This is a genomic window from Microbacterium sp. FW305-3-2-15-F-LB2 (assembly GCF_058787255.1).
Genome location: NZ_JBYSZO010000001.1, coordinates 2,246,269 through 2,266,210, shown reverse-complemented (window position 1 = coordinate 2,266,210; position 19,942 = coordinate 2,246,269). Strand labels below are relative to the sequence as shown.

Here is a 19,942-nt window from a genome sequence, read left to right as displayed (position 1 = left end):
GGCCTTCGCCGTTTCGGGTGCCGGCGCGGTGCGTGCCGAACTCCGGAGTTTCGTGGCGATTCAGCGCCCTGGCCGCGGCGTGGAGGCGGCGACGCCGGGTTTCTCCGGAGTTCGGCACGCGCCGGACAGGGTGCCCCGGGCGCCTGGGTGGCCGCCCGCTGCCGAATGTCGGTGGAGCACGGCAGAGTAGGGGTATGAGTCGCATCGGCACGATCTTCAGCCCGTACCCGCACCCGCCCGAGGAACTGCGCGAGGCCGCCCGGGTGGCCGAGGGGGAGGGCGTGCCCGAGCTCTGGCTGTGGGAGGACTGCTTCCGCTCGTCGGCGTGGGCGGCCGCCGCGGCGGCGCTCGCCGCGACCGACCACCTCCGCGTGGGCGTTGGCATCGCGCCGTTCCCGCTGCGCAACGTCGCCGCCTCGGCGATGGAGGTCGCCACGATCGAGCGCATCTTCCCGGGGCGCCTGCTGCCCGGCTTCGGACACGGCGTGCAGGACTGGATGCGGCAGATCGGCGCGAAGGCCGCCTCGCCGCTCACCCTCATGCAGGAGCAACTGCCCGCTCTGCGTGCGCTCCTGGCCGGCGACACCGTCAGCACCGAGGGGCGTTACGTGCGGCTGCGCGACGTCTCGCTCGACTGGCCGCCGGTCGTCCCGCCGCGGGTCTACGCGGCCGCGGAAGGACCGAAGACACTGCACCTCGCCGGTGCCGTCGCCGACGGTGTCATCCTCGACAGCCGTCACACGGTCGATGAGATCGCCGAGGCCGTGCGCACCGTCCGCGAGAGCTGGACCGAGGCGGGACGCGAGGGCGATCCCGACGTGGTCGCGTACGTCCTGACGGCGTTCGGCCCCGGGGCGTCCGAGCGGGTCTCCGCCGTGCTCGAGGACCGGCCGGATGCCGCGGAGCGCGCGCTCGCGGGGTCGGTCAGCGAGGTCGCCGAGGGCGTCGCGCGCTTCCAGGCTGCCGGGGTGGACGACGTCGTGCTGCTCCCCACCGACGAGGTCGACCTGCATGCCTTCTTCGCTGCCGTGGGTCAGGTCGCCGTCGCGCTGCCGGCCGCGGGAGGCGTGTCGTGACGCGCGGTGTCGTCTCGATCGGTCTCGCGGGCTCGCTCGGTCCCGCCGCCGTCGCCGAGATCGCGCCGGCCGTCGAAGCGGCGGGATTCCACACGTTGTGGATCAACGACACCCCGGATGGCGACGCGCTCGCCGCCCTGGCCGCCGCCGCGGGCGTGACGCGGACGCTGCATCTGGCGACGGGCGTCGTCCCCGTGGATCGTCGGCCGGCCGCCGAGATCGTCTCCGCGGTGGCATCCCTGGGCCTGCCGACCGACCGCCTCACCGTCGGCATCGGTTCGGGCATGGCGAAGGAGGGGGCGCTCGCCCGCGTGCGCGAGGCGATCGCGGTGCTCCACGACGCGGGACTGTCGCGCGTGCTCGTCGGTGCGCTCGGGCCGAGAATGCGACGCCTCGGCGCTGATCTCGCCGAGGGCGTGCTCTTGAACTGGGTGCCGCCGACGGAGGCCGCAGCCCAGGCCGAGGCACTCGGCGGCGAAGCCTTCGTGGCGGTCTACGTGCGCACGGCGATCGTCGATGCGGCTCGCGCGCGGCTCGACGCCGAGACCGCGCGATACGCGTCCTTCCCGAATTACGCCGCGAACTTCGCACGGATGAGGGTGGATGCCGCCGACACCACGATCCGCGACGTCACCGAACTCGGCGGCGCCCTGGAGGCCTATACGGCTGCGGTCGACGAGGTGGTCCTGCGCGCGATCGTCCCCGACGACACCGTGGAGGCGTACATGGACTTCGTGCGGCGGACCGGACCCACACCGCTCTGACGCCGACGCACGGCCCCCGCCCCGTCCTCGGCTGGCAGACTGACCGGATGCCACGACGTCGAGGTCTCCCCGTTCGCTCCGTCGCCCGCGGTGCGCTGGCCGCGCTGCTGGTCGCCGCGGGGGTCAGCCACGTGACGTGGGGCAGACGGGGCTACCGGATCGTGGTTCCGGACTGGGCGACGAGACTCTTGCGCACCGACAAGGACGCCATCGTGGTGGCATCCGGGGCTGCGGAGGTGCTGCTCGGCGTCGGGCTCGTCGCGCTGCCGCGGGAGCGTCGGCGTGTCGGCGCGACGATCGCGGCGTTCTTCGTGGCGGTGTTCCCGGGGAACGTGCACCAGTGGCGCACTGGGCGGTCGGCTCCGGGCCTGAGCAGCGATCGCGCCCGGTTCGTGAGGTTGTTCCTCCAGGTGCCGCTCATCGCCTGGGCCTGGTGGTCGACGCGCGAGTGAGCTGCGCGGGCCAGAGAACCGCGGAGCGCGCGCTCGGCGAGGGGAGTGCGGGCCGAGAACCGCGGCGCGCGCGCTCGGCGAGGGGAGTGCGGGCCGAGAACCGCGGAGCGCGCGCTCGGCGAGGGGACTGCGGCCCGAAGAACCGTGGAACGCGCGACCCGCTAGGCGGCGTCGCCGAGCTCCAGGATGCCGCGGTCGAAAGCGGAGCGCGCCAGCACCTTTTAGCCGTGATCGGGGAAGAACACGGTGAGGCGGTCGGCCTCGACGGCCATGACGGTTCCGGTTCCCCACTCGTGGTGGTCGACGACGGAGTCGACGCGTAGGTCGCCGCTCCCCGGCTCCCTGACGGCTTCCGCGGGTTCTTCCGTGTGGGTGAGGGCAGCGGCGGCGTCGCAGCGGTCGCACATGCCGCACTGCTCGGCGGCGGCGACGCCGAAGTACTCCAGCAGTGCGCGGCGGCGGCAACGGACCGTCTCGGCAAACCCCCGCATGATGTCGATGCGGGAGGTGCGGATACGTTCCTCCGCCTCGTCGCGCTCGCGCACGGCGGCCACCGCCTCGCCCGCGGACACGGTCGAGGCCGCGGAGATGCCCTCGGGGCCGGACACGGCCAGCCCGCACGCGACGAGCTGGGTGAGCACGCGCCCGATCACCCGCGTCGAGCGACCGCTCTCGTCGGCGATGTCCCGGGTGCGCATCGGCGCGTCGCCGTGCAGTAACGCGTCCCAGACCCCGGCGACGTCCGCGCGTCGGCTCCGCCCGCCGGCGAAGAACGAGCGCAGCGAGAAGTCCTCGGCGCGGTAGTGCAGCACGGCGCGCGCGGGTTGCCCGTCGCGCGCGGCCCGACCGATCTCCTGGGCGTAGGCGTCGAGGGACTCGGTCGCGTCGGCGTGCACGACCCACCGGACATCCGGCTTGTCGACGCCCATCCCGAACGCCGAGGTGGCCACGACGACGTCGAGCTCACCCGCGCTCCACGCGGCGTGCACCTCGTCGCGACGCTTCTGCGCCATGCCCCCGTGGTACGGCGCGGCGCGACGTCCTTGCTCGACGAGTTCGGCCGCGTAGGCATCGGTCTCCTTGCGGGTGGCCACGTACAGCAGCGTGGGGCCGTCGGCATCCATCACATCCCGCAGGACCGCACGGCGTTTATCCGCGTCGTGCTCGTGACGGCGGACCGACAGGTGGATCTCGGGACGGTCCATCCCGCGCACCTCCAGGTGCGGGTCGCGCATGCCGAGGCTCGCGACGATGTCGTCACGGACGGGACCGGATGCCGTAGCCGTCAACGCCAGCACGGGAGGGTGCCCGAGCGCGGCGACGGCGTCGCCGATTCGCGCGTACTCGGGGCGGAAGTCGAACCCCCAGGCCGACACGCAGTGCGCCTCGTCCACCACGACGAGACGCACGTCGGCCTTCTTCAGCCGGTCGAACACCTCGGGGTTGGCCAGCTGCTCCGGGGCGAAGAAGGCATACACCGGGTCACCGCTCTCGATCGCGGCCCATGCGGCGGTCCGTGCCCGCGCCGCCGTGCGGGAGTTCAGCGCGACCGCCGCGGGCGCGTCGGGCGCGGCGTCGATCGAGGCGATCTGATCGCGCTGCAGCGCGAGCAACGGCGAGATGACGACTGTCACCCCACCCAGTTCGCATCCGGCGATCTGGTAGACGGCCGACTTCCCGGCGCCCGTGGGGAAGACGACGAGCGTGTCCCGCCCCGCCACCACGGCATCGATCGCCTCGGCCTGACCCGGCAGCAACGCATCCCATCCGAAGGCCTCGCGGGCGGTGCGGGCGGACTGTTCGGCGGTGGCGGGAGCGTTCACGGGACCTCATTCCTCGGGGAAATCCAGCACACGATACGAGCGGACCTGTCGGTCGGGGGTTGCGGACGACGGCGTCGTGTGATCCGTCGGCGCGCCTCGAGGGCGCTGGCATCCGCGTTCCGAGAGCGCAAGAGGCCCGGCGATGTCGGAGGGGGATGCCAGGATGCCGACATGCTCTTCGGTGATCTGCAGGTCGCGCTCGGTACGGTCGCCGCCACGCGATCGCGCCTGGCCAAGGTCGACGCGCTCGCCGAGGTTCTGGAGCGATTGACGCCCGACGAGATCGTGCCGGCGGTCGGGCTCCTCACGGCCGCGCCGCGCCAGGGACGTCTGGGGGTCGGGTGGCGCACGCTGGCCGCGCGGAGCCGCGCGCACGCCGACTCCGCCTCGCTCACGGTCGCCGACATCGACGCCGCGTTCTCCCGGCTGGTCGAGATCGCCGGTAACGGGTCCGCCGCGGCGCGGACCACGCTGCTCGACGAGCTGGCCGCGCAGGCGACGCCCGACGAATGGGATCTGCTGGTGCGCATCATGACCGGCGAGCTGCGCACGGGGGCGCTCGAAGGCGTGCTCCTCGACGCGATCGCACGCGCCGCCGATCGCGAGGGAACGCTCGTGCGCCGCGCGGCGATGCTGTCCGGAGACCTGGGCGAGACGGCGGCGGTGGCGCTCACGGGGACGGCTGACGAGCTGGCATCCGTCGGTCTCGTCGTGGGTCGCGGCGTGCAGCCCATGCTGGCCTCCACCGCCACCTCCGTGGCGGAGGCCCTGACGCTCACGGGTCTCGCCTCGGTCGAGTACAAGCTCGACGGAGCGCGGGTGCAGGTGCACCGACGAGGCGACGACGTGCGGGTGTTCACGCGCACGCTGGCCGATGTCACCCACCGCGTGCCCGAGATCGTGGATGCCGTGCGGACGCTGCCGGTGACCGATGCGATCCTCGACGGCGAGACCCTCTCGCTCGACGACGACGGGGGACCGCGGCCCTTCCAGGAGACGATGGCCCGTTTCGGTGCCGAGACCGCCCGAGAGATCGCGTTGCGCCCGTGGTTCTTCGATCTCCTGCACCTCGACGGCCGCGACCTCATCGACGAGCCCCTGTCGGTGCGCCGCTCCGAACTCGGCCGCATCGCGCCCGGGTTCGGCATCCCCTCGATCGTGACCGACGATCCTGACGCGGCCGACGAGTTCTCTCGCGCGGCTCTGCGGGCCGGCCACGAAGGCGTCATGGTGAAGGCCGTCGACGCTCCGTACACCGCGGGTCGGCGCGGCAAGAGCTGGCTCAAGGTCAAGCCCGTGCACACGTTCGATCTCGTCGTCCTCGGGGTCGAACGCGGCTCCGGCCGGCGTTCGGGGTGGCTCTCGAACCTTCACCTCGGTGCACGAGATCCCGGCGGTGCCTTCGGTGATCCCGGCGGATTCGTGATGGTCGGCAAGACCTTCAAGGGCCTCACCGACGACCTGCTGCGCTGGCAGACGGTCCACTTCGCCGAACGCGAGATCGGTGACGTGCCCGGGGGTATCCGCGTCGCGCCCGACACCGTCGTCGAGATCGCGATCGATGGCGTCCAGCGGTCGACCCGCTACCCGGGCGGCGTGGCCCTGCGCTTCGCGCGCGTCAAGGCGTACCGTCCCGACAAGCCGGCCGCGGAGGCCGACACCATCGACACGCTGCGCGCGCTCCTCCTCGGGATGGGAACGGCGCCGGCCGAGACGACCGCACCGCGAGATGATCCGGGCGCGATGCCCGCGGAGGGATGACCTAATGAGCCGTGTTCCGTGGTTGGACGGAGAACTCGAGTACCGCAGCTTCGGAACGCCGGGCGCTCCGCGGGCGGTGATGGTGCTGCGCACCGGAGACGTCTCGACGATCGACCCTGACGTCCGCATCACCTCCGGGTTCGACGTCCGGATCGTCGCAGTCGGACTGGACGCTCCCGAGCTCGAGGATCCGCCGGCCTTCGGCGGTCAGACGCCGGCCGGACTCACCGTCGACGCGCTCCGCGACCTCCTGGAGCGCGAGGCACCCGGCACGACGGTGGGACTCGTCGGCGAACGATCCGCCGGACCGCTCGCGATCCATCTGGCGGCCGCGATGGGCGGGGTCGTGGACCGCCTGGCGATCGTCGGCGTCGAAAGCCCCTCCGACCCGCTCAGTCGCGACATCCACACGCCACTCCTCGATGACGTCGTCGCCGACACGCTGATCATCGTCGGTGGCGACGGGCCGGCCGACGTCGACGACGCCGCGTGGTACCTCGGTCGTATCCCCACCGCCCGCATCGAGGTGATCGGGGCGGACGAGCTCGACACGATCAACGGCCACGTCACACTCTCCTCCGTGTGGGAGAGCGTCCTCGCTCACGTCGCGCCGGGCGCGGAGCGCCGCTGAGGGGTAGGCGGGCGTCAGGCGGCGCGAGCCACCGCCCGCACCTGAACGATATTGGAGTCCTCGTCCACCTCGACGTGCTCGGTCTGCGCTTTGAGGAAGTCGGAGAAGCTGCGGAACCCGAGCGCCTTCTCGCTGAACGACGGATCCAGTCGCTTCATCAGATCCTTCACGGCCGACGCGTGCAGCCACTCGCCGTCGGAGCGTTCCCCCTCGAGTTGCATGGCGCGTTCGAGCAGGTTGACCGCCGGATCCTGTGAGCGCTTTCGTGCCCGCGGGCGGGAGGGCGCGGCATCCTTTTTCGTGTCGGCGAGCTTCGGGATGCCGGGGAGGCTGTCGTAGTTGTCGAACCGGTCGCACGCCGAGGCGAGCGACTTCGCGGTCGAGCCCGCGACTCCGACGCCCACGACGTAACGGCCGAGGCGCTTGCACCGCTGGGCCAGGGGCACATAGTCGCTGTCGCCCGCGACGATGACGACGTGCGAGAGGTCCGGGAGGCGGAACATGTCTTCCACGGCATCCACTGCGAGCCGGATGTCGGCGCCGTTCTTGGCGTATGCCGCCGCGGGAAACAACTGCACGAGGTCGACGGCGCGAGCGACGAGTTGCGACCGGTATTCCGCGTTGACCGGGGCCGACCAGTCCGCGTAGGCCCGCGTGAGGACGAGGGTGCCGAACGACGCGGCGTAGTCGATGATCGCGCCGACGTCGATCGTCGCCTTTGTGAGGCGCTCGGCGATCTCGGGATCCATCGGGTTCTCCGCGATCTTCTGGCGGTCGCGCGAGTACGCGTTTCGCCCGTGGACGCGGTCGTACCAGGACATCACGATGTTGTCGAAGTCGAGGTAGACGGCGACGCGGACGGTCTGGGAATCCGGCATGCCCTCAGTCTCTCCCGCGCGGAGCCCGACGGGTAGTCGGCTCAGCGTCCGCCGGGGTAGACCACACCGATCTGGCGGCGTACCTCGTCGAGGACGCCCATGATCGAGACGGTGTCATCGATCGACAGGACGTCGCTCGAGGTCGCACCGTCACGGACGAGCCGCTCGGCCGCCAGGGCCTGGAACTGCATGCCGCGACCTTCCACGGCGCCGTCGAACTCTTCGAGGACGGTGCCGTCCGGGCCGACGACGCGGAACGTCGTCGGGGTGTACCAGACGCGGTCGATCTCGATCCGCGCCTCGGTGCCGACGATCTGCGCGACGTTCGCGCCGGCCCCGCGCGACGACGACACGGTGGTCGACAGGGCGCCGCCGGGATGCGCGAACACCGTGGCGACCTCGGCGTCGCTGCCCGCGTCGGAGAGCCGCGCGATGGCGGTGACGCGCTCGGGCAGACCGAGCACGTCCACCACGAACGAGACGGGGTAGATGCCGAGGTCGAGCAGAGCGCCGCCGCCCAGTTCGAGGGCGTTCAGCCGGTGCTGCGGGTCGGTGGAGATCTTCTGCGTGTGATCGGCCGAGACGACGCGCACGTCGCCCAGGGTGCCGGCCGCGAGGATCTCGCGGATACGCACCATGTGCGGCAGATACCGCGTCCACATCGCTTCCATCGCGAGCAGGCCCTTCTCCGCGGCGCGGTCGCGGATCATGGCCGCCTCCTCCCCGTTGAGCGTGAACGGCTTCTCGACCAGCACGTGCTTGCCGTGGTCGAGGGCGAGCAACGCGTTCTCGAGGTGGCCGGGGTGGGGAGTCGCGATGTAGACGATGTCGACATCGGGGTCGGCCACCAGCTCCTGGTACGAGCCGTGCGCGTGCGGGATGCCGAATTGGTCGGCGAACGCCTGAGCGCTCTCGATCGACCGCGACCCGACGGCGGTGACGTCGAGACCCGCGGTGCGGAGGTCGGAGGTGAAGGCGTGCGCGATGCCGCCCGTTGCGAGGATGCCCCAGTGCAGTCCGGTCATGGCTCCACCGTATCGGCGCGGGCGGGTGGCGCGTCGCGCTGGGCCGTCACGCGAAGGGGCGAGGACGGATGCCGCCCGCGTAGGCTCGCGTCATGACGCCCGTCGAGCGCTTCCGCGAGCTGCTGGCCATCCCGACCGTGTCGCACGTCGACCCGGTCCGCACCGACACGGCGCGCTTCGATGAGTTCCGTGCGGCGCTGGAGCGGCTGTACCCGCTGGTGCACGCCCACCTGGACCGCGAGATCGTCGCGGGTCACTCGCTGCTGTACCGGTGGGCGGGGCGATCCCGCGCCGAGCCGCTGCTGCTCCTCGCCCACCAGGACGTCGTCGACACCGCCGGACAGCCGTGGACACGCGACCCGTTCGCCGCCGCCGTGGAGGGGGAGGGCGAGAACGCCACCCTCTACGCACGGGGCGCCATCGACGACAAGGGCGCGCTCGTCGCGATCCTGGAGGCGGTCGAGGCGGCGCTGGCGGACGGGGTCGTTCCCCGCGCCGACGTGTGGCTGGCGTTCGGCCACGACGAGGAGACCCTCGGGGAAGGGGCCCGCGCCATGGCGGCGATCCTCGCGGACCGCGGCGTGCATCCGGCGCTCGTCCTCGACGAGGGCGGCGCGGTGGTCGAGGGGGCGCTCCCGGGCCTCGTCGTGCCCACGGCCATGATCGGTGTCGCCGAGCGCGGCACGGTGACCTTCGACCTCGTCGCACGGGAGGCCGGAGGCCATGCCTCCACCCCGCCGCCTTTCCCGGCGACGGCGCGTCTGGCGCGCGCGATCGACCGGGTTCGCCGACGCCCCTTCCCGCGCCGACTCGTGCCCCCGGTGCGCGCCATGCTCGCCACGGCTGCCGCCCACGCCCCCGAGCCGCTGCGCACGGTGTTCCGTCGCGCGGAGATCACGGGACCGGCGCTGACCGCGGCGTTCGCCCTCCTCGGACCGGAGACGAACGCGCTGGTGCGCACGACCGCCGTCGTGACCCGCCTCGAGGGATCGGCCGGCGACAACGTCCTGGCGACGACCGCCCGCGCGACGGTCAACGTCCGTCTGCTCACGGGCGACACGGTCGCGGATGCCGCGATCCATCTGCGCCGCGCCATCGCCGATCCCCTCATCGACATCGAGGTGCGGCACGGGGGAGACCCGTCGCCGGTATCGCCTTGGCAGGGGGAGCCCTGGCGGCGCCTGGCCTCGGCGGTGGGGGAGACGCTCGGCGAAGACGTCGTGACGCTGCCGTATCTGCAGCTCGGGGCGAGCGACAGCCGCTTCTACACCGGCCTCACCGAGCACGTGTACCGGTTCACCCCGTTCCACCTCACGCGGGCCGAGCGCGACGCGCTGCACGCACCCGACGAGCGCATCCGCGTCGAGGTGTGGCTCCGCGGCATCCGGTTCTACCGCGCTCTGCTGGCATCCTGACCCCCGCCCGCCCGCCCGCCCGCCCCCGCCTGCGCGCCCGCCCCCGCCCCCGCCCCCGCCCCGCCCCACATCTGCCCCCGAGACTTCATCGGGCCGACAACTCCCTTGCAGGCTGCAAGGGACTTGTCGGCGCGATGAAGTCTCGGCGATCCAGGGACCCTCGGGGGCGACCCCGGAGCGCGGCCCGGCGACCCGCCGGAGCACCCCGGGGACGAGGGCGAACACCGCGGCGTCGGGGGGCCGAGCGCGCGTCGGCTATTCTCGTGTGACCGGTCACGACGCGATCGGCGACGCAAAGAAGCGAGATCGATGAGCGAGACCGACATCCCGGATGCCGCGGCCAAGGCGCCCAGCATCCGCGACGTGGCACGTCTGGCCGGGGTGTCGTACCAGACCGTTTCGCGCGTGATCAACAACAGCCCGCAACTGCGCCCGGAGACCGCGGCGCGCGTACGCGAAGCGATTGCGGAGTTGAAGTTCGTCCCGAACCAGGCCGCCCGCGCCCTGGCGACGAGCCGCACGCGGCTCATCGGCGTCCTGGGTCCGCGCACGACCACCCACGGCGTTTCGGCGATGGTGCAGGCGGCCGAATCCGCGGCGCGCCGCGCCGGCTACCGGTTGACCCTCACGAACCTCGGCACCAGCGCCCCCGACGACGTGCGGGCTTCGATCGATCACCTCGTCGCGCAGTCCATCGAGGGACTCATCGCCGTCGCACCTCAGACCCGCGTCGTGCCGATCCTCGACGAGATGAAGCTTCCTGTGCCCGTACGGATCGTGTCGTCCACGGGGCCCGCGACCCCGACCGCGACCTTCAACGACCAGGTCGCGGGGGCGCGGGCGGCCGTGCGCCACCTCGTCGACCTCGGGCACACCCGCATCCTGCACATCGCCGGCCCCCGCGACTGGCTCGAGGCCGATCACCGTATGCGCGGGTACCTCGCCGAGATGGACGCGCAAGATCTGTCGCCGCGTCCGCCGGTCCTGGGGGACTGGACCGCCCAGTTCGGCTTCGAGGCCGGCTTGGAGTTGCTCCGGACCGAGGATGCCACGGCCGTTTTCGCGGGCAACGATCACATGGCTCTGGGCTTCATGCACGCCGTGCGTGCCATCGGCCGATCGGTCCCGGAGGACATTTCAGTGGTCGGATTCGACGACGTTCCGGAGGCCGCACACCTGTGGCCGCCGCTCACCACCGTGCGCCAGGACTTCGCCGGAATTGGTCAGCGCGCCATGTGGGATCTTCTCACTGATCTGGGCGTTTCCCACGACGACCCGACCATCCCCGAACCGGATCATCTGCGGCTGATCGTGCGCTCGTCGACCGCTCCGCCCAGCCGCTGACACGTCACGGTTTGGCAACGGCTGGTCGACGAACGCACAGGGACTTGACAGCGGCGGCGATACGCGGGGTAGCATCACACACACAATGTGAACGGTCACATGACCGCCCACACAACGCCGACGGGACTCGCTGCGGAGCGACTCCGTCGAGACGAAGACGTTTCGAACGATGCACTGAACCCGCCTCGCCGACCGGCCTCGTTTCGCCCCGACGGCCGCGTGACCGGCGTGCCGTCCGCGCTGCAGCGGTCGGCTTCGTGTGAAGAGACCGTGACATCAAACCCAACGAAGGGAACCAGAGTGAAGAAGCACAGCATGCTCAAGGCGATCGCGGGGGCGGGCGTCCTTGCGCTCGGCATCGGCCTCGCGGGCTGCGCGGGCGACCGTACCGGCAGCAGCGGCGGAGACGCGGCAGAGGCCGGCGGCATCATCGGCGTCGCCATGCCGACGCAGCAGTCGGAGCGGTGGATCGCCGACGGCAACAACGTCAAGTCGCAGCTGGAAGACCTCGGCTACCAGGTCGACCTCCAGTACGCCAACGACGACATCCCCACCCAGGTCTCGCAGATCGAGAACATGATCACCTCGGGCGCCAAGGCCCTGATCATCGCCTCCATCGACGGCACCACCCTCACCGACGTCCTGCAGCAGGCCGCCGACGCGAAAATCCCGGTCATCGCGTACGACCGCCTCATCAACGGCACGAAGAACGTCGACTACTACACGACCTTCGACAACTACAAGGTCGGCGTGCAGCAGGCCACGTCGCTGCTCACGGGCCTGGGCGTCCTGGACGCCTCGGGTGCCGAGACCGGTGCCGCGGGTCCCTTCAACGTCGAGCTGTTCGCCGGTAGCCCCGACGACAACAACGCCACCTTCTTCTGGAAGGGCGCGATGGACACGCTCCAGCCCTACATGGACAAGGGCGTACTGAAGGTTCCCTCCGGCCAGACCGAGTTCGGCCAGGCCGCGATCCTCCGGTGGCTGCCCGAGACCGCGCAGAAGCGCATGGAGAACATCCTCACCGTCATCGGCGGCACGAAGCTCGACGGCGTTCTCTCGCCCTACGACGGCCTCTCGATCGGCATCATCTCGGCTCTGACCTCGGGCGGCTACGCAGCCAACGCGCTGCCGGTCATCACCGGTCAGGACGCCGAGGTCGGCTCGATCAAGTCGATCATCGCGGGTGAGCAGTACTCGACGATCTTCAAGGACACGCGCGAGCTCGCCAAGCAGGCCGTGACCATGGTCGACGACATCCGCAAGGGTACCGAGCCCGAGGTCAACGACACCGAGACGTACGACAACGGCGAGAAGGTCGTTCCCTCGTACCTGCTCGAGTCCACGATCGTCACGAAGGACAACTACGAGAAGGTCCTCGTCGACAGCGGCTACTACACCGCCGACGACCTCAAGTGATCCCCGCGGGAGGGCTCCGGCCCTCCCGCACCGCCTCCGCCGCGACCGACCTGTTCGGGCGCGGCGGAGGCCCCTGTTCCCTCACCCCTCACCGGCTGCGAGCCGGCCCTGCAAGGAGGACCTCGTGAGCACCATCCTCGAGATGCGCTCGATCACCAAGGAGTTCCCTGGCGTCATCGCCCTGGCGGACGTGTCCCTGACCGTCGACCGCGGCACCGTGCACGCCATCTGCGGCGAGAACGGCGCCGGCAAGTCCACTCTCATGAAGGTGCTCAGCGGCGTCTATCCCGCGGGCGACTACCGCGGCGAGATCGTCTTCGACGGCAAGACCGTCGAGTTCAAGGACATCCGTGACAGCGAAGCGGCCGGCATCGTCATCATCCACCAGGAGCTCGCGCTGAGCCCCTACCTCTCCATCGCGGAGAACATCTTCCTCGGCAACGAGATCACCCACCGCGGCCTCATCGACTGGGATGCCACCAACCGCGAGGCATCCAAGCTCCTCGCCCGCGTGGGTCTGGGCGACAGCCCCGACGTCCCGGTCAACGAGATCGGCGTGGGGAAGCAGCAGCTCGTCGAGATCGCCAAGGCGCTGTCGAAGGACGTCAAGCTCCTCATCCTCGACGAGCCGACGGCCGCCCTGAACGATGACGACTCCGAGCACCTGCTCGACCTGATCCGCCACCTCAAGGGGCAGGGCATCACGTCGATCATCATCAGCCACAAGCTCAACGAGATCCGCGCGATCGCCGACGAGGTCACGATCATCCGCGACGGTCGCACGATCGAGACCCTCGACGTGGCCACCGGCGGCACGAGCGAGGACCGCATCATCCGTGGCATGGTCGGTCGCGAGCTCGAGAACCGCTACCCCGACCGGGACGTCGAGATCGGTGACGAAGTCCTCCGCATCGAGGACTGGACCGTTCACCACCCGACGGATGCCAGTCGCGTCGTCATCCACGAGGCCAACCTGAACGTGCGCGCGGGCGAGGTCGTCGGGATCGCCGGTCTCATGGGCGCGGGCCGCACCGAGCTGGCGATGAGCGTGTTCGGCAAGAGCTTCGGTTCCCGGATCTCCGGCAACGTCTACATCCGCGGGCAGAAGGCGGACACCTCTACGGTCCCCGCCGCGATCCGCAGCGGACTGGCGTACGTCACCGAAGACCGCAAGGGCGCCGGCCTCAACCTCATCGACACGATCAAGCGGAACATCTCGCTCGCCGGAATGCGCAAGCTCACCAAGCGCGGCTGGGTCGACGGTGACGAGGAGTACCTCGTCGCGAACCGGTACCGCAAGTCGATGAACATCAAGGCGCCGACGGTCGACGTCGTGGTCGGGAAGCTCTCCGGCGGCAACCAGCAGAAGGTCGTGCTGTCGCAGTGGCTGTTCTCCGACCCGGAGGTGCTGATCCTCGACGAGCCGACCCGCGGCATCGACGTGGGCGCGAAGTACGAGATCTACACGATCATCAATTCCCTCGCGGCGCAGGGCAAGGGGGTGCTCGTCATCTCCTCGGAGCTGCCTGAGCTGCTCGGCATCTGCGACCGCATCTACACCCTCAGCGAGGGCCACATCACCGGCCAGCTGCCCATCGAAGAAGCCACACCCGAGGCTCTCATGGTGCTCATGACGAAGGAGAAGGAAGCCGACCATGTCAGCGCTTAACACCACGACCCAGACGGGGCCGGCGACGCCGAAGGGACCCGTCGGCGGTGCCGCCGGGGGAACCGGCAACATCGTGCAGTTCTTCACGTCACGGCTGCGGGAGATCGGCATCTTCATCGCGCTGATCGTGATCGTGCTGCTGTTCCAGGCCCTCACCGGCGGGCGTCTGCTCACCGCGGGCAACGTGTCGAACATCATCGTCCAGAACAGCTACATCCTGATCCTCGCGATCGGCATGGTGATGATCATCATCGCCGGCCACATCGATCTGTCCGTCGGTTCGGTCGCCGCCTTCGTCGGTGCCGTCTCGGGCGTGCTCATCGTGCAGTGGGGTATGCCCTGGTGGCTCGGCATCCTGCTCTCCCTCGTGCTCGGCGCGGTGGTCGGCATGTGGCAGGGCTTCTGGGTCGCGTACGTCGGCATCCCCGCGTTCATCGTGACGCTGGCCGGCATGCTGCTGTTCCGCGGTCTCACGCAGATGACGCTCGGCAACACGCAGATCACGCCGTTCCCGACCGAGTACCGTCAGCTCGGCGGTGGCTACCTGTTCCCGGAGCTCTTCCCCGCGGCGACGTCGCCCGCGGAGTGGATCACGGTCGCCCTCGGCGTCCTCACGCTCGTGCTGTTCGTCTTCTCGCAGGTGCGCCAGCGCGCCAAGCGCGCCGCGCTCGAGCTGCAGAACGAGCCGATGGCGGCGTTCCTGGTCAAGGTCATCGGCGGCGGTGCGCTCATCGCCTACCTCACCTACCTGCTGGGTGTCGCGCCCGGTTCGCGCGGGACGCCGATCGTCCTCGTCGTCCTCGCGATCCTCGTCATCGGGTACTCGACGGTCATGAGCCGCAGCGTCTTCGGCCGCCACATCTACGCGATCGGTGGCAACCGCACCGCCGCGAAGCTGTCGGGCATCAACACGCGCCGCGTCGACTTCCTGCTGTTCGTCAACATGGGCGTGCTCGCGGCCCTCGCCGGCATCGTGTTCACGGGTCGCCTGAACTCGGCCGGCCCCGGCGCGGGAAACCTCTTCGAGCTGGATGCCATCGCCGCCTCGTTCATCGGTGGCGCCGCCGTGCAGGGTGGTGTCGGCCGCGTGGTCGGCGCGATCGCCGGTGGTCTCGTCATGGGTGTGCTCAACAACGGCATGTCGCTCATGGGCATCTCGACCGATGTGCAGCAGTTCATCAAGGGTCTCGTGCTGCTGCTGGCCGTGGCCTTCGACGTGTGGAACAAGAACCGCACCCGCGGTTGATCCACCCCGTCCCCGGACGCCCCGTCGCCTCGTGCGGCGGGGCGTCCGTCGTTTCCCGGGCCGTGTGCCGGGTGGCGCAGCGGGAAGGCGGCATTCGGGAAAACCCGAACGAAGACGCGGGATGCCCGGCTGACCGCGGTGCGGGCGGCGTCCTACCGTGGGACACATGACCACGGCATCCGTCCTTCCTCCTTCGCCGCCGCCGCTGCCCGCGCCCCCGGGCGCGCTGCCGCGGACGTCGGTGCGTATCTCCTCGCCCGGGCACGTCGCCGGCGCGATCGCGCAGCTCGCCGCTCTCGGCATGATCGGCCCGGCCGTCTTAGGCGGGCTCTTCAGCCTGCTCGGCGCGGGCGTCGGCCTGTTATTCGCCGTTCTGATCGGCGTCGTCGTGCTCGCCGGTCTCGTCTACGCGCTGTTCGCGGTCGCCTGGTTCGAACTGGCGCGGGTGGACGGCCTCTACGGTTTCGGCCTCCCCGCCCTGCGCGTGCGACGCAGCCCCAAGCCGGGGTTCGTCGGCGTGCTGCACACCATCTGGCTGCAGGCGATCGACGCGCGGCAGTGGCGGGCGGTGGCGTCCTTCACCGTCTCGACCGTGCTCGGCCTCGTCACGCTCGTCCTCGTCGGCGCGGTCGCCTGGGGGCTCGCCCTCGTCGCCAGCCCGATCTTCGGATGGAGCCACACACGCCTGTTCGGGCTGCTCCCGCTCGATGGCCTGGCCGCCCCGCTCGTCGGGGCGCTGGTCGCCCTCGTCGCCACCGGCGCGCTGGTCGGCCTCGGCCTGCTGCACGGAGTGCTCGTCCGGGCGATCCTCGTCCCCTCCCGTGAAGCGCAGCTCGAGGAGCAGGCGCGCACGTCGGACACGCGCCGCGCCGGCGCCGTCCGAGCGGCCGAAGTAGAGCGCACCCGGATCGAACGCGACCTTCACGACGGCGTCCAACCCCGCCTCGTCTCGATCGGCATGACCCTTGGTCTCGCGCAGACGAAAATCGACGACGACCCGGAGGCGGCCAAGGCGCTCGTCGCCGAGGCGCACGCCTCGACCAAGTCGGCCATCACGGAGCTGCGGCAGCTGGCGCGGGGCATCCACGCGTCCGTCCTCGAGGACAGAGGGCTGGATGCCGCCCTGTCGGCGCTCGCATCACGGTCGCACATCCCCGTGACCCTCGACGTGCGCCTTCCGCGACGGTGCAGCCGAGCGGCCGAGGCCGCGGTGTACTTCTCGATCGCCGAAGCGCTCACGAACGCCGCCAAGCACTCGCGCGCCGGCGCCTGCCGCGTCGACGTGCGGGTCCGCGACGACGGGTCGCTGTGGGCGCGCGTCGAGGACGACGGTCTGGGCGGCGCACGCGTCGTCCCCGGCGGCGGGCTCGACGGCATCGTCAACCGCGTCACGGCGGCGGGGGGAACCGCGCGCATCGACAGCCCGCAGGGCGGCCCGACCTCGGTGGAGGTGACGGTACCGTGCGCATCCTGATCTGCGAGGACTCCGTCCTGCTGCGCGAGGGGCTCGTCCGCCTCCTCGCCGACGACGGCCACGAGGTCGTCGCCGCGCTCGCGGACGCGGCCGGCCTCGAGGACGCCGTGGCCGACACCACCCCCGACCTCTGCATCCTCGACGTGCGGCTCCCGCCGACCTGGACCGACGAGGGCATCCGCGCGGCGATCGCCCTGCGGTCACGGCATCCCGGGCTCGCGGTCCTCGTGCTCTCGCAGTACGTCGAGGAGCGCTACGCCAGCGACCTCATCGCCGACGGTCAGGGCTCGCTCGGCTACCTGTTGAAAGACCGGGTCGCCGACGTGCGTGACTTCCTCGAAGCCGTGGCGCGGATCGCCGAGGGAGCCACCCTGCTCGACCCGGAGGTCGTCGGTCAGCTGCTGGCCCGTCGACGCCGCGATGACCGACTCCAGTCGCTCACCGAGCGCGAGCGCGCGGTGCTCGCCCTGATCGCCGAAGGGCGCTCGAACCAGGCGATCGCGCAGACCCTGTTCGTCTCGCCCGCCAGCGTCGAGAAATACATCACCGCGATCTTCACCAAGCTCGGTCTCGAGCAGGACGAGACGGGCAACCGTCGCGTCATCGCCGCCCTGGTCCACCTGGGCCACGACACCACCGGAGCGTCCTCATGACCGTTCAGACCCCGACCGATCCGAAGCCCGCCGCACCCGCGCGGTCCAAGGGTGCGCTGGCCGTTGCGATCGGCACGATCATCGTGGGCGGCTGCGTCATCCTGGGCACGCTCGTGAGCACGGGCATCAGCGCCGCGTACGACCTTCGCGGCAGCGAAGCGGGACCGCCGCTGCAGCAGAGCGACGTGCAGGGGGTGCGCGACCTGGACGTCGATCTGGCCGGGGGAGCGCTGAGCATCTCCTACGACGACGTCTCCGACGCGGAGCTGAGCGGCGGAGGCGCGGGCGCCTGGACGCTGGAGCGTCGGGGGAACACCCTCCACGTCTCGTCGCCTCGCCGCTCGTTCGCGGACTGGGGCAGCGGCTCGCAGGCGACGCTCACCCTCCCGCAGTCACTGGAGCGCGCCGACCTCGACCTCCGTGTCGAGGTCGCGGGCGGCACCCTCGATCTGACCGGCGACTACGGGAACGTCGACGTTCAGGTCACGGGCGGGGCCGCAACGCTGTCCGGGGGCGCCAGCGCACTCACCCTCAGCGTCTCCGGCGGGTCGATCACCGCCGACGTCGACGGCGCCGACGCGGCGACGTTCGAGGTCACCGGCGGCGACCTCACCGCCGATCTGACGGGGGCGGCTCCCGCGCGCACGAGCGTCGAGGTGACGGCGGGTTCGGCCGACATCGGGCTTCCCGACGAGACCTACCGCCTCACCAGCGAGGGCCCGGGCTCGGTCGACAACTCCCTGCGGACCTCGCCGACCGCGACGCCCCGCGTCGACGTGCAGGCGACGATCGGTTCTGTGACGCTGCGCACGTCCTGACCCGGCGCTGTTGCGTGAGGGGTCAGTTTCTGTCGCCTGGGTCGCCCCCGGGCGACAGAGATTGACCTCTCACGCGCTTGTGCGGGCGGGAGGCGACGATGGCGGCGAGCACCGCCACGATGCCGATGACCTGGCCCGCGCCGAGTGACTCCCCGCCGACCGCGATGCCCAGGAGGACGCCGGTCACCGGGTTGAGCAGTCCGATCACTCCCACCGTTCCCGCCGGCAGGAGCCGCAGTCCGGTGAACCAGCACACGAACGCGAGGGCCGTGGCCACTACCGCGACCCCGGCGTAGGCGGCGACCCCCGTGGCATCCACTCGCGGAGGCGGCCCCTCGACGACGGCCGCCACGGCGGTCAGGGCGATCCCACCGGCGGTGAGCTGCCACGACGTCGTAGCGAGGAGCGGTGTGTCGTCTCGCCACCGTGTCGTGAGGATCCCGCCGAGCGAAGACGACGAGAGCGCGATCGCGGATGCCACGACCCCGGCGGGGGAGACGCCGCCGGCGCTGAGCCCCACGATGAGGACAACCCCGGCGATGCCGAGGACCGAGCCGAGGGCCCAGCGTGCCGTCGGGCGCTGCCGCAGAAGAGGCCAGGCGAGACCGGCCAGCACCAACGGCGCGAGCGCCATGATCGACGCCGCAACCGACGAGGGCAGAAGCTGCGCGGCGACGTACACCAGGACGAAGAAGCCGCCGAAGTTCAGGGCGCCGAGGATCGGCGCCTTCCACCACCACGCTGCGCGTGGCATCCGGCGGGCCAAGAGCAAGAGGAGGACGCCGGCGGGGAGAGCACGCAGCGCCGCGCCCCACAGCGGGGCATCGGCGGGGAGCAGGTGCCGCGTGACGACGTACGTCGCGCCCCAGGCGATCGGAGCGACGGCGGTGATGGCGACCGCACGCCAGATAGTTTCCACGGAAGGCATTCTAGCTTCCAGGGAAGGTAAAGTGGGCGGCGTGAACGACATGGATCGCGTCGACCGGATCGTGGCGGAATGGCGCGACGAGCGGCCCGACCTCGACGTCTCGCCCCTGCAGGTCATCGGTCGGTTGCACCGCGTCGCCGACCGCCTCCGCGAAGAACTGCTTCGCGTCTATCGAGATCACGGCCTCGGGGAGGGCGAGTTCGACATCCTCGCGGCCCTGCGCCGCCGGGGCGAGCCCTACGCCTGTGCGGCGGGCGAGCTCGCGCGCACGACGATGGTGACCACGGGTGCGGTGACGAAACGCGTCGATCGGCTCGTGGCATCCGGTCTGGTCGTCCGTCGGGGGAGCGACGACGACGGACGCGGACGCATCGTCGCTCTGACACCCGCGGGTGTGCGTGTCATCGACGAGACGTTCGCCGCCCACGTGCGCAACGAACAGCGGCTGCTCGAGTCCCTCAGCCGTGCTCAGCGCGCCGACCTCGAAGCGCTGCTGCGCACGTGGGGCAGGGCGCTGGGGGTCTGATGCAGGCGTGAGGGGTCAGTTTCTGTCGCCTGGACCGCTT

Annotated in this window: 18 protein-coding genes; 14 read left to right on the top strand and 4 right to left on the bottom strand. The window is 70.9% G+C overall.

The features are described 5' to 3' along the window. The first annotated feature begins 194 nt into the window (after positions 1-194). The 3 genes from AC3WLZ_RS10980 to AC3WLZ_RS10970 are packed head-to-tail and all read left to right on the top strand — an operon-like array spanning position 195 to position 2,292. The gene (locus AC3WLZ_RS10980; protein WP_492470043.1) at positions 195-1,076 is read left to right on the top strand and encodes an LLM class flavin-dependent oxidoreductase; all 882 of its coding nucleotides are present in this window, start codon (positions 195-197) and stop codon (positions 1,074-1,076) included. Continuing rightward, entirely contained in the window at positions 1,073-1,840 is a 768-nt protein-coding gene (locus AC3WLZ_RS10975) for an LLM class flavin-dependent oxidoreductase (RefSeq protein ID WP_492470042.1), read from the top strand. The genes AC3WLZ_RS10980 and AC3WLZ_RS10975 overlap by 4 nt, the downstream gene beginning before the upstream one ends. A 47-nt stretch (positions 1,841-1,887) precedes the next feature. Then, positions 1,888-2,292 carry a DoxX family protein gene (locus AC3WLZ_RS10970; RefSeq protein ID WP_492470041.1) on the top strand — a complete coding sequence of 135 codons (405 nt, stop codon included), beginning with the start codon at positions 1,888-1,890 and terminating at the stop codon, positions 2,290-2,292. Between the two features lie 221 nt (positions 2,293-2,513). Here the strand turns inward: AC3WLZ_RS10970 and AC3WLZ_RS10965 are convergent, their stop codons facing one another. Next, positions 2,514-4,115, bottom strand: coding sequence for a RecQ family ATP-dependent DNA helicase (locus tag AC3WLZ_RS10965; RefSeq protein WP_492470040.1), 1,602 nt, complete (start codon positions 4,113-4,115; stop codon positions 2,514-2,516). A 171-nt stretch (positions 4,116-4,286) separates the two neighbouring features. On the opposite strand from AC3WLZ_RS10965, the gene AC3WLZ_RS10960 reads away from it, so the two are divergent. Then, complete coding sequence (locus AC3WLZ_RS10960; protein ID WP_492470039.1) at positions 4,287-5,876, top strand: ATP-dependent DNA ligase; 1,590 nt, start codon at positions 4,287-4,289, stop codon at positions 5,874-5,876. A gap of 4 nt (positions 5,877-5,880) precedes the next feature. Continuing rightward, the gene (locus tag AC3WLZ_RS10955) at positions 5,881-6,507 is read left to right on the top strand and encodes a hypothetical protein (RefSeq protein WP_412924974.1); all 627 of its coding nucleotides are present in this window, start codon (positions 5,881-5,883) and stop codon (positions 6,505-6,507) included. A 14-nt stretch (positions 6,508-6,521) separates the two neighbouring features. On the opposite strand, the gene AC3WLZ_RS10950 is transcribed toward AC3WLZ_RS10955, so the two are convergent. Then, positions 6,522-7,385 carry an NYN domain-containing protein gene (locus AC3WLZ_RS10950; protein WP_492470038.1) on the bottom strand — a complete coding sequence of 288 codons (864 nt, stop codon included), beginning with the start codon at positions 7,383-7,385 and terminating at the stop codon, positions 6,522-6,524. Positions 7,386-7,426: 41 nt separating this feature from the next. Continuing rightward, positions 7,427-8,410 carry a Gfo/Idh/MocA family protein gene (locus tag AC3WLZ_RS10945; RefSeq protein ID WP_492470037.1) on the bottom strand — a complete coding sequence of 328 codons (984 nt, stop codon included), beginning with the start codon at positions 8,408-8,410 and terminating at the stop codon, positions 7,427-7,429. Positions 8,411-8,502: 92 nt separating this feature from the next. On the opposite strand from AC3WLZ_RS10945, the gene AC3WLZ_RS10940 reads away from it, so the two are divergent. The 8 genes from AC3WLZ_RS10940 to AC3WLZ_RS10905 all read left to right on the top strand — a co-directional run bounded on the left by AC3WLZ_RS10940 (position 8,503) and on the right by AC3WLZ_RS10905 (position 18,448). Further along, positions 8,503-9,825 (top strand): M20/M25/M40 family metallo-hydrolase, encoded by a 1,323-nt coding sequence (locus AC3WLZ_RS10940; RefSeq protein ID WP_412924971.1) that lies wholly within the window; start codon positions 8,503-8,505, stop codon positions 9,823-9,825. A 309-nt stretch (positions 9,826-10,134) separates the two neighbouring features. After that, entirely contained in the window at positions 10,135-11,169 is a 1,035-nt protein-coding gene (locus AC3WLZ_RS10935; RefSeq protein WP_412924970.1) for a LacI family DNA-binding transcriptional regulator, read from the top strand. Positions 11,170-11,484: 315 nt separating this feature from the next. Next, positions 11,485-12,588, top strand: coding sequence for a multiple monosaccharide ABC transporter substrate-binding protein (gene chvE, locus AC3WLZ_RS10930; RefSeq protein WP_492470973.1), 1,104 nt, complete (start codon positions 11,485-11,487; stop codon positions 12,586-12,588). Positions 12,589-12,730: 142 nt separating this feature from the next. Then, positions 12,731-14,257 carry a multiple monosaccharide ABC transporter ATP-binding protein gene (mmsA, locus tag AC3WLZ_RS10925; protein WP_412926145.1) on the top strand — a complete coding sequence of 509 codons (1,527 nt, stop codon included), beginning with the start codon at positions 12,731-12,733 and terminating at the stop codon, positions 14,255-14,257. Then, positions 14,244-15,503, top strand: a complete 1,260-nt coding sequence (gene mmsB / locus AC3WLZ_RS10920) for a multiple monosaccharide ABC transporter permease (RefSeq protein WP_412924969.1) — start codon at positions 14,244-14,246, stop codon at positions 15,501-15,503. Before mmsA ends, mmsB begins: the two co-directional genes overlap by 14 nt. Positions 15,504-15,669: 166 nt before the next feature. Then, entirely contained in the window at positions 15,670-16,977 is a 1,308-nt protein-coding gene (locus AC3WLZ_RS10915; RefSeq protein WP_492470036.1) for a sensor histidine kinase, read from the top strand. Then, on the top strand, positions 16,965-17,630 hold the full coding sequence (locus AC3WLZ_RS10910; RefSeq protein ID WP_492470035.1) for a LuxR C-terminal-related transcriptional regulator: 666 nt from the start codon (positions 16,965-16,967) through the stop codon (positions 17,628-17,630). The genes AC3WLZ_RS10915 and AC3WLZ_RS10910 overlap by 13 nt, the downstream gene beginning before the upstream one ends. Further along, positions 17,627-18,448 (top strand): hypothetical protein, encoded by an 822-nt coding sequence (locus tag AC3WLZ_RS10905; RefSeq protein WP_412924966.1) that lies wholly within the window; start codon positions 17,627-17,629, stop codon positions 18,446-18,448. Before AC3WLZ_RS10910 ends, AC3WLZ_RS10905 begins: the two co-directional genes overlap by 4 nt. A 22-nt stretch (positions 18,449-18,470) precedes the next feature. Here AC3WLZ_RS10905 and AC3WLZ_RS10900 read toward each other — a convergent pair whose 3' ends face one another. Continuing rightward, positions 18,471-19,367, bottom strand: coding sequence for a DMT family transporter (locus AC3WLZ_RS10900; protein ID WP_492470034.1), 897 nt, complete (start codon positions 19,365-19,367; stop codon positions 18,471-18,473). Between the two features lie 49 nt (positions 19,368-19,416). Between AC3WLZ_RS10900 and AC3WLZ_RS10895 the strand changes: the two genes are divergently transcribed. Further along, entirely contained in the window at positions 19,417-19,902 is a 486-nt protein-coding gene (locus AC3WLZ_RS10895; RefSeq protein ID WP_492470972.1) for a MarR family winged helix-turn-helix transcriptional regulator, read from the top strand. Positions 19,903-19,942: the final 40 nt, after the last annotated feature.

Excerpts from the sequence above, each read along its gene's own strand:
- AC3WLZ_RS10955 (WP_412924974.1), top strand. The coding sequence starts at position 5,881 with ATGAGCCGTGTTCCGTGGTTGGACGGAGAACTCGAGTACCGCAGCTTC.
- AC3WLZ_RS10970 (WP_492470041.1), top strand. The coding sequence starts at position 1,888 with ATGCCACGACGTCGAGGTCTCCCCGTTCGCTCCGTCGCCCGCGGTGCG.
- AC3WLZ_RS10940 (WP_412924971.1), top strand. The coding sequence starts at position 8,503 with ATGACGCCCGTCGAGCGCTTCCGCGAGCTGCTGGCCATCCCGACCGTG.
- mmsB (WP_412924969.1), top strand. The coding sequence starts at position 14,244 with ATGTCAGCGCTTAACACCACGACCCAGACGGGGCCGGCGACGCCGAAG.
- mmsA (WP_412926145.1), top strand. The coding sequence starts at position 12,731 with ATGCGCTCGATCACCAAGGAGTTCCCTGGCGTCATCGCCCTGGCGGAC.
- AC3WLZ_RS10960 (WP_492470039.1), top strand. The coding sequence starts at position 4,287 with ATGCTCTTCGGTGATCTGCAGGTCGCGCTCGGTACGGTCGCCGCCACG.
- AC3WLZ_RS10935 (WP_412924970.1), top strand. The coding sequence starts at position 10,135 with ATGAGCGAGACCGACATCCCGGATGCCGCGGCCAAGGCGCCCAGCATC.
- AC3WLZ_RS10950 (WP_492470038.1), bottom strand. The coding sequence starts at position 7,385 with ATGCCGGATTCCCAGACCGTCCGCGTCGCCGTCTACCTCGACTTCGAC.
- AC3WLZ_RS10945 (WP_492470037.1), bottom strand. The coding sequence starts at position 8,410 with ATGACCGGACTGCACTGGGGCATCCTCGCAACGGGCGGCATCGCGCAC.
- chvE (WP_492470973.1), top strand. The coding sequence starts at position 11,485 with ATGCTCAAGGCGATCGCGGGGGCGGGCGTCCTTGCGCTCGGCATCGGC.
- AC3WLZ_RS10980 (WP_492470043.1), top strand. The coding sequence starts at position 195 with ATGAGTCGCATCGGCACGATCTTCAGCCCGTACCCGCACCCGCCCGAG.
- AC3WLZ_RS10905 (WP_412924966.1), top strand. The coding sequence starts at position 17,627 with ATGACCGTTCAGACCCCGACCGATCCGAAGCCCGCCGCACCCGCGCGG.
- AC3WLZ_RS10915 (WP_492470036.1), top strand. The coding sequence starts at position 15,670 with ATGACCACGGCATCCGTCCTTCCTCCTTCGCCGCCGCCGCTGCCCGCG.
- AC3WLZ_RS10895 (WP_492470972.1), top strand. The coding sequence starts at position 19,417 with ATGGATCGCGTCGACCGGATCGTGGCGGAATGGCGCGACGAGCGGCCC.